Source organism: Patescibacteria group bacterium, from assembly GCA_028717685.1.
Classification (GTDB): Bacteria; Patescibacteriota; JAQUNI01; order JAQUNI01; family JAQUNI01; genus JAQUNI01.
This window is the reverse complement of the sequence record JAQUNI010000001.1, coordinates 130,395-146,174: the sequence shown is the minus strand read 5'-3', so window position 1 is coordinate 146,174 and position 15,780 is coordinate 130,395. Positions and strand designations below refer to the sequence as shown.

Sequence of the window (15,780 nt, the reverse complement as noted above, 5' to 3'; positions counted from 1 at the left end):
GTAGTGAGCATATTATTCTTAATGTGCTATTTCCGTTATTGTCCCCATGGTATCATTATTAGTGGCAAGTTTGATCTTGACCTTCGTTTCCTTTGGGATTTCCGTTTGCTGATGCTTTGCCTGGGCTAGGATTTTTTTCCCTGTGTCTTTGATTAGGCAATAGTACCAGTCTATTTTTCCTCCAACTGTAGATACAACATAGGCATCCACAATGTTATCCATTTCAATTTCCTCCATTTATTCCCTTTCCAGTTTCAGAAAGGCGCTAAGTGTTTTGTAATTATTGATCGGACTTAAGAATCACAGCTCCGCATACTAGAAAATAGCGGCGCTTCGACCTCCCTATTTTAAAGGGATTATTGAATTATACAATTTTTCATTCCAAAGTCAATGATAGACATTTTTTCAAAGGGTTTAAGAAAAGAATTAGCTGGTTTAAGGATTAGTGAAGATTTAAAAAAATATACTACTTTTAAAATTGGGGGACCGGCAGATTATTTTTTTACGGCTAAAAACAAAAAGGATATAATAAAGGCGGTAGATGTAGCCCAGGATTTTAAATTGCCTTATTATACATTGGGAGGCGGGAGCAATGTTCTTGTGGCTGATAGCGGTTTTCGGGGTTTAGTGATTCAAATTGCCAATCAAGAACTAGAATGCCGCGGCCGAGAAATTCATTGTGGCGCGGGTTTGGCTTTGGGAGCGTTAATCCGAGAATCATTAAATCAAGGTTTGGCGGGTCTGGAGGATCTCTCTGGCATTCCCGGCACAGTGGGCGGCGCGATTTATGGCAATGCGGGCGCCTTTGGACATTTTATCGGTGAAAAAGTCAAGACCGTTTGGGTTTTAGATCCGAAGCATTCGCAGGTCAAAATTTATACCCAAAAGGAGTGTCAATTTGGCTATCGGGAAAGTGCCTTTAAAAAAAATCACAATATTATTCTAGACGCTCTCTTTGTCTTTGAGCCCGCTCCAGATAAAGAAAGAATTTTAGAAAAGATTGAAAGGACTAAAGCAGTGCGGGCGCGTCATCCTTATAAGAATTGCGCGGGTTCGGTTTTTAAAAATATTCCTTTAAAGCAAGGAGAACGGTTTTTAAAAAATGTGCCATCTGAATGCGTTCAGTATGGTGAAATCAAGGCGGCTTGTTTGATTGAAAAACTGGGCTTAAAGAATAAGACGATGGGGGGAGCGGCAATTTCCGAGCAGCACGCCAATTTCATTGTGAATGAGAGAGAAGCCAAAGCCAAAGATGTTTTGGATTTAATTGATTTAGTGCGAAAAGAAGTGTACAAAAAATACAGAATAATTTTAGAAACCGAGGTTCAATTTATTGGATTTGAATAAGAAATAAAAGCATTTACTTTTACCTTTTCACTTTTAACTTTTAACTTTTGTCTATGCAAATCAAAGTCAGAGCGAAAAATTTAAATCTGGATGAGAAAATGAAGAGTTATATTGAAGAAAAAATCGGGTCTCTCGCTAAGTTCTTGAATGATATTCAGCTGGCGCGGGTAGAAGTGGCGCTCAATAAACGTCACCGCAAGGGCAATGTTTTTTACGCGGAAGTGATGCTGGAAATAAGGGGCAATCGTTTTTATACCAAAGAAGAAGCCCAGGATCTGTATGCCGCTATTGATATTTGCCGAGAGGAAATGATTCAAGAGATTCGCAAATTTAAAACCAAGATGCGGGATAAAAAGCGCGGCGAGGAGAGAAGCTGGAAGAGGTGGGTGAAGATATGGCGTTGGCGTAAATAATCAGATAGAGAATAAATTTCTAATTTTCAATTTATAATTTCTATTAAATTTTTAATGAATCAATTTTTAAACTTCTTACAGAATAAGATTTGTTGCATTTGGTATGATTAAAAGCTTGAGGAAGATTTGAGGTTTGAAGATTAAAAGAATTGAAGATTTAATAGAAATTTAAAATTAGAAATTAAAAATTAATTTTTCCATGTTTCTCACTAAACTTTTCGGCGACCCTAACGATAAGGTTTTAAAAAAAATGCAGCCATTAGTTGATGAGGTGAGTCGTTTAGAGCCGCAGTTCAAAAAATTTAAAGATGAAGATTTCCCCGTTTTTACAGATAAGTTGAAAAAGAAAATTAAAGCGGGTGAAGATTTAGATACTCTTCTCCCTTTAGCCTTTGCCGCTTGCCGTGAGGCTAGCCGCCGCAGTCTGGGGGAGCGGCCTTATGACGTGCAAATTTTAGCGGGTATAGTCTTGCATCAAGGCAGGATCGCAGAGCAAAAAACTGGCGAAGGCAAGACTTTATCCGCGACAATGCCTGTTTATCTGAACGCTTTAACTGGAAAAGGCGTGCATGTGATTACGGTGAATGATTATTTAGCGCGCCGTGATACCGAATGGATGGGGTCGATTTATCATTTACTTGGACTCTCGGTGGGTTGTGTTCAACACGAAAAAGCCTTCCAATACCAAGGTAAGGGAGGGGAGCGCGGCGCTAGTGAACAAGTAGAGATGGGTGACGCGGTGAATTCTCATTTAGAGGAAGTTACCCGCGCTAAGGCTTATGCTTGCGATGTTACTTATGGCACGAATAATGAGTTTGGCTTTGATTATTTGCGAGATAATATGGTCTGGGAGCGTTCTCAAATGGTGCAGCGAGAACTTAGTTATGCTATTGTTGACGAAATTGACTCTATTTTGATTGATGAGGCGCGCACGCCCTTAATTATTTCCGCGCCAGACACCGAGTCCACGGATAAATATTATGAATTTTCCCGAATTGTGCCGCGTTTGAAAGAGAACGAAGATTACAATGTGGACGAGAAAATGCAAGCCGTGGCTTTGACTGAAAAAGGGATCGGCAAACTTGAAAAAATCTTGGGCGTGAAGAATATCTATGAGGAGCGCGGTATCAGCACGGTGCATCATATTGAGCAAGCCCTGCGCGCTCACGCCCTTTTCAAGCGCGATCGCGATTATGTGGCAAAAGACGGTGAAGTGATTATTGTGGACCAGTTTACGGGGCGTTTAATGCCGGGCCGCCGTTATTCCGAAGGTTTGCACCAGGCGATTGAAGCAAAAGAGGGAGTGGTAGTGCAGAGAGAAAGCAAGACCTTGGGAACGATTACTTTCCAGAATTATTTTCGGCTTTATAAAAAACTAGCTGGAATGACGGGCACCGCGGCGACGAGCGCTGAAGAATTCAGTAAGGTTTATAATCTGGATGTGCTGATTATTCCGACTAACAAACCAATGATCCGGCTAGACTTGCCGGATGTGGTATATAAAACCGAGGAAGGAAAATTTAAGGCCGTGGCGGAGGAAATTAAAAAACGGCACGAAGCCGGACAGCCCGTACTTGTCGGCACGATTTCCATTGAGAAAAATGAAATCCTCTCTGGAATGTTAGAAAGGGAAGGCGTGCCCCATGAGATCTTAAATGCCAAAAACCACGAGCGGGAAGCGAAAATTATTGCGCAAGCAGGGGAAGCTGGCGGCGTTACGATCGCGACCAATATGGCTGGTCGCGGCACGGATATCAAACTTGGGATCAGAGTGAAGGAGCTGGGTGGTTTGCATGTTTTAGGCACTGAACGGCACGAAGCGCGGCGGATTGATAATCAGTTGCGGGGAAGGTCTGGTCGCCAAGGTGATCCGGGCTCTTCGCAATTCTTTGTTTCTTTGGAAGATGATTTAATGCGCATTTTTGGCGGAGAGCGGATTAAGATGCTGATGGACCGTTTGCGTTTGCCCTCCGACCAGCCGATTCAAAATCGGATTCTTACCCGTTCTATAGAATCTGCCCAATCCAAAGTGGAAGGCAATAACTTTGACATCAGAAAACATCTCGTGGAATATGATGACGTTTTAAATAAACAAAGAGAAGTTTTTTATAAAAAACGCAGAGAGATTTTAGATGATGGCGAGGCTTTAAAAAAAGCAATCCTTCAAATGATTGAAGAAGAGATAGAAGGGATTGTAATGAACCATACCATGGGGGACAAAGAAAATAACTGGGATATTCAAGAAATCTGCGAGAGTATGTATGCGCTTTTACCCTTGGAGACAATGTCAGGAATAAGCCGCGAGAATTTATGCGCTGTTTTGGAAAAGATGGCGCAAGACATTATGGGAGGGGGCAGTGAGGCGCGTACTAAAATAATTGAATATTTATTCAAAATCGCCGAACAGAACTATACTCAAAGGGAGCAGGCATTGAAGCCCGAGGGAATGCGCCAAGTGGAAAAAGCCGTGGCTCTGCGGATTATGGACACGCTTTGGACCGAACATTTAGACACGATGGATTATTTGCGGGAAGGCGTGCGTTTCCAAGCCTATGGTCAGCGCGATCCTTTGGTGGAATACAAGCGCGAGGGTTATGAATTGTTCCAGAAACTTTTAGAAAAGATTAGAAGCGATATTGCGAATACGATTTTCAAAGTGAGTATTTTAATGCCGAACGCGCCCAAAGTAAATGTTCAAGCAATGAAGCCGGAAGCGCAATCGCCATTCAAGCCCGCAAATAGAGAAGCATCAGGAGAGCAGGTTAACGCACTAGTAACGCGGCCCAAAGTCGGTCGCAATGACCCCTGCCCGTGCGGAGCGAAAAAACCCGATGGCCATCCGGTAAAATACAAGCATTGCCACGGGAGATAAAAAATAACTAAAATGTTATATCTGAAATAATTGAGCAAGCAAAAGCGAAATTTTATCAAATGGTTAAAAAATTTGGTTCAGATCCATACCGTTTGTTGCCTCACGTTCCCGAAGTTGAAAGATGGGCAAGATACGTGTTGGAAAAATATCCCGAAGCGGACGAAGAGATAGTTTTTCTAAGCGTTTGGTTACACGATCTTGGGCATTATCCTATACCGACAAAAATCGACCATGCGATAAGAAGTGAAGAACGATCAAAAAGTTTTTTGGAAAAACAGAATTATCCAAAAGACAAAACTGATAAGGTTTTGCATTGTGTCAGATCGCATAGATGTCGCGATGTTATGCCAAATTCCCTTGAGGCAAAAATTATTGCCTGTATAGACTCTGCAAGCCATATGACAGAGCCTATGTATCTTGATATGGCAAGAGATGATAAGAAAAGCAAGCGTGAATTCAGGGCATACGCGAAAATGGATCGTGATTATAGAGATTTAGGTATTTTTCCTGAAATTCAGAGCGAACTTAAAGATTTATATGAATCTTGGAAAGACTTGATAAAAGTCTATGAAAAAATTGATTTGGACTAATTATTATCCCTGCGGTAGGTTACTGAAGACCAAAAAGTGTCATGAGAAGTAAAAATATGACGATAGTAATTTTTACAGAAGGGACAATATTAATGCACCAAGGCGCTATCGGGCGAAGTCGTGATGAAATTGATTTGTTGGCTCCACAGCCCCTTCGGGGACTATGGAGCCAACGTGGTCATCACCTCATTGGTTCAATTTTTGAATTAAGCTAGAGATTTCCGCACCCAATATGATTTTTATAAAAACTCCCCCAAATTTTAAACCCCGTTTTAAAGTGGTGAGTTGCTATGTAGAATTTAAGGATAAAATTCTTCTTTTATTTCGCAATAGTCATAAATTAGAAGGCAATAAATGGGGCGTGCCCGCGGGCAAGATTCATCTAGGCGAGGGTGAACAGGAGGCGATGGTGAGAGAAATTCAAGAAGAAACAGGTTTAGAGGTTTCATCAGAAAAATTGGATTATTTTGATAAGGTCTATGTCAGATATCCTGACTACGATTTTGTATATCATATATTTTCTTTCCAATTAGATTCTGAACCCATTATTAAAATCAATCCCCGTGAACACAGGGAACACGCGTGGGTGATGCCGCAGGATGCTTTAAATATGAAATTAGTGTCGGATTTAGATGGCTGCATTAAGATGTATTATGGAGTTTAGATCGTCCGTAGAGACAGGTTTAAAACCTGTCTCTACAACAGGTGATAATTTTATGTTCAATCCACATAGTCTTTTGTTTGACTTTGACGGCGTGCTTTGCTATGACCGCTTTTATCGCGCGACTTTGGAAAAAATATACCCTGAAGTTTATGCCTGGATTCAGGAGAATATTTTCGGTGACCGCCAGGAGTTAGTGGGGCAATGGATGCGTGGTAAAATAAATTCCGCGGAGATTAACCATATCATTGCCAAAAATACAGCCATTAACGGAGCGCTTTTAGAAAGGTTATTTGTTAAGAGCGTACGCTTGATGAAAATAGATCAGGAGTTGCGCGACTATATCGCGGGCTTGAAAAAGAGGGTGGGAAAAATAGGCTTGGTCACGGATAATATGGATGTGTTTAGCAAAATCACGGTGAAAAATCACAGCCTGAATAAGTTATTTGATGTGATTATCAATTCCGCGGATTATGGCTATTTAAAAAAAGACCAAAAGGGAAAGCTTTTTGATATTGCCCTCGCGAAAATGGGGGAAGAAATTAATAACACTTTATTGGTTGATGATTCCTTGAAAGTGACGAACTTATATCAAGACAAAGGAGGTAAAGCATTTCTTTATCAAAATTTTCAGGATTTTAGATGGTTTTTAGATAATGCATTGCAGGGGCCTTATATTACAACATCTATATAGAGCGTGGTTTTGCAGAATTTTTTAGGTAGAGACGTTGCATTGCAACGTCTCTACAACGAAGAAGATAAATTTATGCCATCCCAAAAAGATTTTTATCAAATATCTTTAAAAGCCTTCCTTAAAAACAAGAAGGGCGAAGTCCTTGTTTTAAAATCGTTCAATGATGGTCCCTTTGCCGGCTTTTATGATTTTCCGGGCGGCAGGATCCATCAGGAAGAATTTGCAGTGCCGATTTTGGATATTTTGGCAAGAGAAATCACAGAAGAAACCGGCATAGTTAATTTTAAAGTCCATCCTGTACCTGTTGCCTACGCGAGACACGAGGTGTTAAAAACAGATGGGTTATTCCATATTTTTTATTTATTTTTTGAAGGAGAATATTTGGACGGTGAAATTAAAGTGAGCAGAGAGCATCAGGATTACCATTGGTTGGACCTGAAGGCGATTGAGCTTACGCAGTATTTTGGAGTCTGGTTTTTAGAAGCGGTGAAAATGTATCTATCCCTTGGAAAATAACTGCGCTTTTGGTAAAATAAAGAAGTGTAAGGCGAAATAAATATTATGTCTCTAAACCCAAATTTAAAGCCTGAACGCACGGATTTGGACGCTCTGAAAGATTTGGGTCGGAAAGTCAAATCCGGCTTCTTTGTTTTTTTGCGTTTTCTCGCGAATTCTTCCCCGCGGCGCAAGGTGTGGTCCAGCTTTATATTTATTCTTCTTTTAACTTTTTTGGTGGGACTTGTAGATTGGCCTAAGGGTCCTGATTTAAAAATCGGAAAATTTTTTCGCGAAATTAAGGTGCATTTAGGTTTAGATTTGCAAGGCGGAACCCATTTGGTTTACCAGATGGATTTGAGCAAGGTGAAAGAGGAAAGGCGCCAGGATGCCATTGCCGGAGCGCGCGATGTCATTGAAAGAAGGGTGAATGCTTATGGCGTAGGGGAGCCCATTGTGCAGACGACCAAAGTCGGTGAAGAATGGCGGCTCGTTGTGGAACTTCCTGGCATCAAAGACATTGACGCCGCTGTGCAGATGATTGGCGCGACGCCTTATTTGGAGTTTCGGGAAGCCCAGATTTTCAAAGCATCGGATTTGCCGCCGGAAGCCCTTGCTCAAATTATGCCGGGTCAGGAGATTAAGCCGGATACTGAACTCACCTCTTTTATTCCCACCAATTTAACCGGCAAGGAATTTCAACACGCGACAGTGCAATTTGACCCCAATACCAATGAACCGGTGATTGGTTTGGAATTTAATGACGAGGGTAAAAAATTATTCAGTGAAATTACCACGCGCAACGTGGGCAAACAGGTGGCGATTTATTTAGATGGCGAGATTATCTCCGCGCCGCGGGTGAATGAGCCCATTACCACGGGCGAGGCGGTGATCACAGGTAAATTCACTACCGAGGAGGCTAAGGAACTTGCGACACGCTTGAACTCGGGCGCTCTTCCTGTACCGATTAAGCTTATTGGTCAGAAAAACATTGGCGCTTCTTTGGGTGAAAAATCATTAGAAGAAAGTATGGCGGCGGGCGCTTTAGGGCTTCTTATTGTCGCGCTTTTTATGCTGATTTATTATCGTCTGCCAGGCTTTTTGGCTGTATGCACCCTATTGATTTACGCTCTGCTTTCTTTAGCAATTTTTAAACTTATTCCCGTCACCCTGACCTTGGCGGGTATCGCTGGCTTTATCATATCGGTGGGTATGGCTGTGGACGCCAATGTTTTGATTTTTGAACGAATGAAAGAGGAGTTGCGCCGTGGTCAAAATCTCCTTGTCGCTTGTGATGAAGGTTTCAAGCGCGCGTGGTCTTCTATCTTTGATTCCAATATCACTACCTTAATTACCTGTGTGATTTTAGGCTATTTTGGATCTAGCGTGATCCGTGGTTTTGCTGTCACCTTAGGTTTAGGCGTAGTTGTCAGTATGTTTACTGCCGTTGTTGTGACCCGAAGTTTTTTACAATTTTTAATTTTGAATCGTTTGGTGAAAAGGAAGTTATTTGGAATCAAGCTTGATAATCGGTAATCAGGGAATTATTGGCCCGAAGGGCCAAAAAAATTACTAATTACTGATTACCAATTACCAATTACCAATTACTCAAATATGTTCAACATTATTGGCAAGAGAAAATTTTATTTTATTTTTTCCGGTGCCCTCACTCTGATTGGCATTATCCTTTTCTTTATTTTCGGTATAAATTGGGGTATTGATTTTAAGGGCGGTACTTTGTGGGAGCTGAAATTTCCTGCCGGCATAGACAATACGGCGATTAGGGAATTTTGGCCGACCCTCAATCTGGGAGACGTAAGCGTGCGTGAGTCTGAAGGTAATAAGATGCTCCAATTTCGCAGTTTGGAGCAGGGAGAATACGATATTGCCCTCGCCGGTCTAAAACAAAAGTTTGGTAATGTGGAAGAGATTAGTTACGAAACCATCGGTCCTACAATCGGTGAGGAGATAAAAGGCAAAGCTTATCTAACTATTGTTTTATCTTCCATCGCGATCATTTTGTATATTGCCTGGGCTTTTCGGAAAGTAAGCCGACCGGTTTCGTCCTGGCGTTTTGGGGTGGTCGCGATTGTGGCTTTAGTCCATGATTTATTAGTAATGCTTACTGTCTTTGTTGTTTTGGGCAAGTTTTTAGGTGTTGCGATTGACAGTTTTTTTATCACCGCGATGCTTACGGTTTTAGGGTATTCTGTAAATGATACGATTGTGATTTTTGACCGCATTCGCGAACGGCTCAAATTGAAAGTGGATGAACCCTTTGAGATTCTGGTTAATAAGAGTGTCAATGAAACGATGACGCGGTCGCTCGTTACGGGAATGAATGCAATCTTAGTGCTTTTTGCGCTTTTCCTTTTTGGCGGCGCTTCTATCCATTGGTTTATGCTGGCAATGCTTATTGGCATTATTACTGGAACTTATTCTTCTATTTTTATTGCTTCACCGCTTTTGGTAGTTTGGTATAATTTCTCGCGCAAAAGAGCTTAAATACGCATTATTTCGTCTGTCTAACCCCCTTTGCCTTGACAAGGGGTTTTTGATTTAAGCCAAAATTTGACCTATTCTTTAAGTTATGCTAATATCTTCTCTTGACATAATTTTTTAGATATTATATGATATAAGTGTCATAAACAAATCCTTATGAATAAAAGACTCAAAACAACTGAAAATAGGGGGAAAATTCAAGGCGCGGAGCTTTCTGCGGTGGTTTTTGATTTACTCGCTTCTTTTCCGGAAAAAAACCAAGATATTGTGAAAAGACGTTTTGGTCTCTCCGGAGAGGAAGGTCAAACCCTAGAGGCTATTGGTAAGTATTATGGGATTACGCGTGAGAGGGTACGCCAAATTGAAGCTGCGACCTTAAAGAGCCTCAAAGAGAATCCAGATATTAAAAAGATTGAACCTATTGAGACCGCGATTGCCAACACTCTTAATGGCTTGGGGGGTATTGCTCCTGAAGAAAGTCTCTTAAGAAAGTTGCTCCGTGATGATTTTAACAATCCGACTTATCGTCGTTTGGTTTTATTTATTTTAAATTTATCGGATAAATTTTTTGATTTTTCAGAAAATAGCGAATACAATCGCGCCTGGACAATAAAACGCGGATTTTTTAAGCGCACTAACGAAATTATTGAAACAGCCAAAGAGGTTTTGCGGAAAGTGGGAGAACCCGTGACTTTTGATAGTCTATACCAAAAGATAGATTCTGCTCCCATGGAAACTAGCGATTTGGATCGGGAGATTATTGAAAATTATTTAGGTATTTCTAAAAAAGTGATTTCTAACCCTTATCAGGATTGGGGTTTAGCGGGCTGGGGAGAGATTAATCCCCGCGGCGTGAAAGATCGGGCTTATATTGTTTTAAAAAAAGAGGGAAAGCCTTTACACTTTCATCAAATCACAGATTTAATTAATAAAAGTCAATTAAGTCAGAAGAAAGCGCACGCCCCCACGGTGCATAATGAGTTAATCAAAGACCCGCGTTTTGTTTTAGTGGGACGCGGGATTTATGGCTTGGCTGAATGGGGCTACAAGCAAGGCACGGTCAAAGAAATTATTGTTGATATTTTAAAAAAGGCCAAAAAACCAGTGTCGCGGGAGAAGCTGGTAGATTTGGTTTTAAAACAGAGAATTGTCCGGCGTTCTACGGTTTTGCTGAATCTGCAGGATTCCTCGCTGTTCGCGCGGGACGAAAGAGGAGAGGTGGAGTTAAAATAAAAAGTGTTTTAAAAGACAGGTTTAAATTATCTTCAAACCTGTTTTTTTATTTTACCGTCATCTTTTTTGTTTTTCAAGTCTTGAATTTAAAATGAGGTAATTTATAGATTTTGAGGGTCGCGGGCATCTTGCCTGCGCAGGCAAGATGGTGCCCCGCGGGATACTTGGAAGTCATCTTAAGCCAGCGTAGAACTTCTACGGCCCCTTGGGGCTGGTCCGTGGTTCCATAGCTGCGATTGTCCCTATGGAGTCAGCAGTTGAGAGGGCAAGAGAATTCATCCTGATTCCAAATTCATTATTCCTGATTCCAAAAAGTTGGTTGTCTTCTGGTCTTGATGATGTTATAATATAATCAAGGTTAATTTTTACCCAATCAAGACAAAAATGGATTTATCCGTTTTCGGACCTTTTATCCAAATTTTTGGCATTCTTAAAGTTGTCTTTGCTAACTTATGGCAGTTTATTGTACCGCCGTTTTTGTTTATCATCGCTTTTATTTCTTGGGTCTATTATCGTCAGGGGCAATATTTGAGTAAGATGGAGTACGTTTTATTGAGTATTAATGTGCCTGCGGAGAATTTGCGCACTCCTTTTGCCGCCGAGCAGATTATGGCGGGTTTGCACGGCGTTTTAGCGCCCCGCGATTTGATAGAAAAATATTGGCTTGGCGAGATCCAGGAATGGTTTTCTTTGGAAATCGTGGGTATTGAAGGCCATGTGAATTTTGTGATCCGTACCCCCGTTCAATTCCGGGAGCTCGTGGAGGCGCATGTTTACGCCCAGTACCCTGAAGCGGAAATAGTAGAGGTTGAAGACTATACAAAAGATATTCCTTCCGATATTGTTGATCCTAATTCACCCTGGGAAATATGGGGGACGGAGATGACTCTTGCTCGTGAGGACGCTTATCCAATTAAAAGTTATGTGGATTTTGAGATGGCCACCCAAGCCGCGGACGATGAGGCAAAATTAGATCCTTTAGCCGGCGTGGTGGAAGTAATGAGTAGTCTTAATGCCGGGGAGCAGATGTGGATGCAGATAATGATTCAACCTACCGATGATACATGGAAGGAGGAAGGGGAAAAATTGGTGAAAAAAATGATCGGCGTTAAAGAGCCGAAAAAGAAAAGTTTTTTAAAAGATTTTGTAGATGAGTGGACAGAAGTGGCAGTGAAGGGGGTATTAGAAGCGCCTTTCGCTCCCCCTACTTTTACTGCCAGCGAGGCTAAGGAAGAAAATGGGGGCTTGCCCAGTTTGATGCAATTTTTGTCGCCAGGAGAGCAGGAAACCGTAAAAGCGATCCAAAGGAATCTTAATAAGGTGGCTTACCGCTGCAAGGTGCGGATGATTTATTTGATGCGCAAGGACGTCTATAACAAACCGCTTCTAAAGTCTCGGTGTTTGTCCTATGTTGGGGCTTTTACCCACTTTGCCACGACCAATTTAAATTCTTTTCAGCTCTCTCGCAAGACCTCCGCTCATTATTGGTTCCCGACGGCTAGATTAAATAGGCGGAAAAAAGAGGTTTTGAGTGAATACAAAAACCGTTCTCTTTCTGATGGGACAAGTTACTTTTTAAATATTGAGGAGTTGGCGACATTATTCCATTTCCCGACGACGACAGTGAAGGCGCCGCTTATGGAGAGAATTGAAGTGAAGAAGGGAGCGCCGCCGAAAGGGTTGCCCACCGTATAAATCAATTGTTCCATTGTTCAATTGTTTATTGTCATATTTATCAATATTTTGAACAATTGAGTAATTGAACAACATTAGTCTAATTTTTGGTTTATTAAAATGTCCCAAGATAATGAAATAGTCCCTTTTGCCAAAACCAATTACCGTGGACAGGAGCGTAAATTTGGAATTAGAGTGGATGATCGGCGGAGGCATATCTATGTTATTGGCAAGACAGGGATGGGTAAAACTACATTATTGGAAAATATGGCCATCGCGGATATTCAAGGGGGCAGAGGTTTAGCGATTGTTGATCCTCACGGTCAGTTTGCCGATAAAATGTTGGATTTTGTGCCGCCGCAGCGGATTAACGATGTCATATATTTCAACCCGGCGGATTATGATTATCCGATTGCTTTTAATATTTTTGAACGCGTAGAACCCCATTATAAACATCTTATTGCTGACGGCTTGGTTGGTGTGTTTAAAAAGATTTGGGCTGATTCCTGGGGACCGCGATTAGAGTATATTTTACGCAATGCTATATTGGCTCTTCTTGATTATCCTTCCTCCACTCTTTTGGGGGTGACGCGGATACTGGTAGATAAAGAATATCGGCGAAAGGTAGTCCAAAAAATTCAAGACCCTGTGGTGCGCTCTTTTTGGGTGAATGAATATGCCAATTACAGCGAGAATTTCCGCAATGAAGCCATTTCTCCTATTCAAAATAAGGTCGGGCAGTTTTTATCCTCTTCTCTCATCAGAAACATTATTGGTCAGCCGCAATCCAGTATAAATATTCGCGATGTGATGGACCATGGTAAAATTCTATTGATGAATATTGCGAAAGGGAAAGTGGGCGAAGAGAACAGCGCACTCCTCGGCGCGATGATGATTACTAAGATTCAACTCGCGGCAATGAGCCGGGCGGATATCCCAGAGGAGGAACGCCACGATTTTTATCTTTATATTGATGAATTCCAGAATTTTTCTACAGACTCTTTCGCGAACATTCTGTCTGAAGCGCGGAAATATCGCTTGAATTTAATTATGGCGCACCAGTATATTACTCAGATGGAGGAAAAGGTGCGCGACGCTGTTTTTGGGAATGTGGGGACGATTATTTGTTTCCGCGTCGGCGCGATGGATGCGGAATTTCTAGAGCCGGAATTTCAACCAGTTTTCACCCAATTAGACTTAGTGAATTTAACTAAGTTTGAAATTTATCTAAAACTAATGATTGATGGCGTGGCTTCGGATGCTTTTTCCGCGATGACTCTGCCGCCGATTGAGAAAGAAGCGCCCAAATATCCTGAAGCCAGGGAGAAGATCACTCGGATCTCGCGAGAAAGATATGCTACTCCTCGCGCGGTCGTGGAAGAAAAAATCAACCGTTGGAGCGGAATGGAGGAGGGAGGGAAAAATGGTGGAGGGGCGCAAGGAGGAACGCAAGTAAGAGAGGGAGCAAGATCATGGCCGCAACAGCAAAAGCAACAGCAACAACATCCGCAAGAAGAGCATTTTAAACGGATAGACGCGAGAACCGCGGCGCCATCAAAACCGGCATGGGATAATTTCAGCCGACATTTCCCGCCCCAAAGAGAGGTTGAGCCAGTGGCGAAGCGCGTGCCTCCCCCCATTTCTTTGAGTGAAGCCTTGAAACAAAGACCTCAATCTTTTTCCGCTTCGGATTCAAGATTGGATTCCGGGGTTAAAGAATCTCATTTTTCAACGGTCCGCGCTGACTCCTTTAGTCGAAGGATTAAACCGCCGTCAGTTTTAAATGATAATGACCACCGATTGAAATCGGCGGGTTTCTCTAACGGAGTAAAAAAAGAGAATAGGCGGCCGGATTTCAAAAGGGTTGATGAAGATGAGACGATAAAATTATAATTTCTAATTTTAAATTTGTGCCTTATAAATATCGTGCAATTATTTTTGATTTCGACGACACTCTAATTGATTCCAAAAGTGGAGTTGTTTATCATCAGAAAGTAGCAGCGGAAAGAGGCTGGAGAGTACCCTCTCGTGGGGAGCTGGAAAAGTATTGGGGCTTGGGATGGGAGGATTTTATTGCTAAATTTTGGCCAGATGTTCCTTTTTCCGATTTCCGCCAAGCCTATATTGACTATAATCAGAAAGAACCGCGGCGCTACGGCAAGATTCCGGGAGCAAATAAAGTGATCAGAAAACTTAAAAAAGAGAATATGATTTTGGGCGTCCTTTCTAACCGTAATGTAAAGTCAGTGCGGGATATTTTAGTGCAGCAAGGTTTCTCCCTGGATGATTTTGAAATTATCCAAGGAGAAGAAGAGCTTATTTTCCATAAACCCGATCCGCGCGCTTTTGATAATGCTTTATCCATCTTAGGCAAAAAAGGAATCCTCGCTCGTGAGATAATTTACGTGGGGGATACGCGATTTGACGTAGAGGCAAGCCGCGGTCGTAAGATTAAATTTATCGGGGTGCGATCGGGATTAATGGACCGGCTAGAATTTAAAACCCTCGGTATTTTAGATCAAGACATTGTTAAGTCAGTTAAAGATTTGCCTCGGTGGTTAAAGAAGTATGGGAGGAACTGTTAAAAAATCAAAATGTAAAAATCAAAGTGTAAAATGATCATCGCTTCGCGAGATCTCACAAAGCGAGACAGTGTAAAATTTCAAAATGAACTAAGGTTTTAGGGAATTAACCATTTATGGTTTCAAAAATAAGGTTTTTTTATAGGGTTTTGCCACTCTAACGGGTGGTTACCTGAGAGGGTGAAAAGGATACCCGCTCGCTCAAGCGCTTGCGCTTCAGGCGCTAGCGGGCGAGAACTCTGAATTTTTATTAGTTAAAATTCATTTTAACATTTTAAAATTGTCACTTTGATTTTTGATTTTTACATTTTACATTTATGAATAGCGTGGTGAAACAGAGTACTTTTGTTATTATTTTAGACCTGGTGAAAGAGATAGCTTATTTTCCCCTTTGGTGGTATTCTCGCGGCGTGGAAAAATATTGGCAATGGGCGTGGGACAGAATCAAAAATTGGGACGACTTTTTAGCTTTTCGGATTATGTTCTTGAATCTCTATCGTCCGCTTTACGGCGACTACTCTCTGGTGGGGATTTTGATTGGACCGGTAATTAGGACAATATGGTTTCTATTTTTATTGCCTCCGATGCTGATCGGCTTGTTGCTTTTTATATTTTTATTTCTAGGCTATTTAGCAATACCTCCTTTAAGCATCTATATGCTTTTTAAATGACGAGTGGAGAGAGGTTAGTTCAGTAATAATCAAGGGAGCGACCGTG

General features: G+C 41.6%; 15 protein-coding genes. 14 read left to right on the top strand and 1 reads right to left on the bottom strand.

What is annotated here, in order from left to right; genetic code table 11:
- Positions 1-18 precede the first annotated feature (18 nt).
- On the bottom strand, positions 19-237 hold the full coding sequence (locus PHW01_00775; protein MDD5626538.1) for a hypothetical protein: 219 nt from the start codon (positions 235-237) through the stop codon (positions 19-21).
- Between the two features lie 153 nt (positions 238-390).
- Here PHW01_00775 and murB point away from each other — a divergent pair, with 153 nt between their 5' ends.
- From murB to PHW01_00705, 14 genes are all read left to right on the top strand, one after another.
- A complete protein-coding gene (murB, locus tag PHW01_00770; GenBank protein ID MDD5626537.1) occupies positions 391-1,347 on the top strand; it encodes a UDP-N-acetylmuramate dehydrogenase in 957 nt (318 codons plus the stop codon).
- Positions 1,348-1,400: 53 nt separating this feature from the next.
- Complete coding sequence (gene raiA / locus PHW01_00765; protein MDD5626536.1) at positions 1,401-1,760, top strand: ribosome-associated translation inhibitor RaiA; 360 nt, start codon at positions 1,401-1,403, stop codon at positions 1,758-1,760.
- Positions 1,761-1,959: 199 nt separating this feature from the next.
- Positions 1,960-4,632, top strand: a complete 2,673-nt coding sequence (gene secA, locus PHW01_00760; protein ID MDD5626535.1) for a preprotein translocase subunit SecA — start codon at positions 1,960-1,962, stop codon at positions 4,630-4,632.
- A 59-nt stretch (positions 4,633-4,691) separates the two neighbouring features.
- Positions 4,692-5,222 (top strand): HD domain-containing protein, encoded by a 531-nt coding sequence (locus tag PHW01_00755; GenBank protein ID MDD5626534.1) that lies wholly within the window; start codon positions 4,692-4,694, stop codon positions 5,220-5,222.
- A 232-nt stretch (positions 5,223-5,454) separates the two neighbouring features.
- Positions 5,455-5,886 carry an NUDIX hydrolase gene (locus PHW01_00750; protein MDD5626533.1) on the top strand — a complete coding sequence of 144 codons (432 nt, stop codon included), beginning with the start codon at positions 5,455-5,457 and terminating at the stop codon, positions 5,884-5,886.
- The gene (locus PHW01_00745) at positions 5,876-6,577 is read left to right on the top strand and encodes a hypothetical protein (GenBank protein ID MDD5626532.1); all 702 of its coding nucleotides are present in this window, start codon (positions 5,876-5,878) and stop codon (positions 6,575-6,577) included. The genes PHW01_00750 and PHW01_00745 overlap by 11 nt, the downstream gene beginning before the upstream one ends.
- 72 nt (positions 6,578-6,649) lie before the next feature.
- Positions 6,650-7,093: an NUDIX domain-containing protein gene (locus PHW01_00740; protein MDD5626531.1), complete on the top strand. Its 444-nt coding sequence runs from the start codon at positions 6,650-6,652 to the stop codon at positions 7,091-7,093.
- 45 nt (positions 7,094-7,138) lie between these two features.
- Positions 7,139-8,608: a protein translocase subunit SecD gene (gene secD, locus PHW01_00735; GenBank protein MDD5626530.1), complete on the top strand. Its 1,470-nt coding sequence runs from the start codon at positions 7,139-7,141 to the stop codon at positions 8,606-8,608.
- A 78-nt stretch (positions 8,609-8,686) separates the two neighbouring features.
- Positions 8,687-9,577 (top strand): protein translocase subunit SecF, encoded by an 891-nt coding sequence (gene secF / locus PHW01_00730; GenBank protein ID MDD5626529.1) that lies wholly within the window; start codon positions 8,687-8,689, stop codon positions 9,575-9,577.
- A gap of 153 nt (positions 9,578-9,730) precedes the next feature.
- Positions 9,731-10,807, top strand: coding sequence for an HTH domain-containing protein (locus PHW01_00725; protein MDD5626528.1), 1,077 nt, complete (start codon positions 9,731-9,733; stop codon positions 10,805-10,807).
- 384 nt (positions 10,808-11,191) lie between these two features.
- Positions 11,192-12,502 (top strand): hypothetical protein, encoded by a 1,311-nt coding sequence (locus tag PHW01_00720; protein MDD5626527.1) that lies wholly within the window; start codon positions 11,192-11,194, stop codon positions 12,500-12,502.
- A gap of 99 nt (positions 12,503-12,601) precedes the next feature.
- On the top strand, positions 12,602-14,374 hold the full coding sequence (locus tag PHW01_00715) for a type IV secretion system DNA-binding domain-containing protein (GenBank protein MDD5626526.1): 1,773 nt from the start codon (positions 12,602-12,604) through the stop codon (positions 14,372-14,374).
- A 17-nt stretch (positions 14,375-14,391) separates the two neighbouring features.
- Entirely contained in the window at positions 14,392-15,066 is a 675-nt protein-coding gene (locus tag PHW01_00710) for an HAD-IA family hydrolase (protein MDD5626525.1), read from the top strand.
- 326 nt (positions 15,067-15,392) lie between these two features.
- Positions 15,393-15,734, top strand: a complete 342-nt coding sequence (locus PHW01_00705) for a hypothetical protein (GenBank protein ID MDD5626524.1) — start codon at positions 15,393-15,395, stop codon at positions 15,732-15,734.
- Positions 15,735-15,780: the final 46 nt, after the last annotated feature.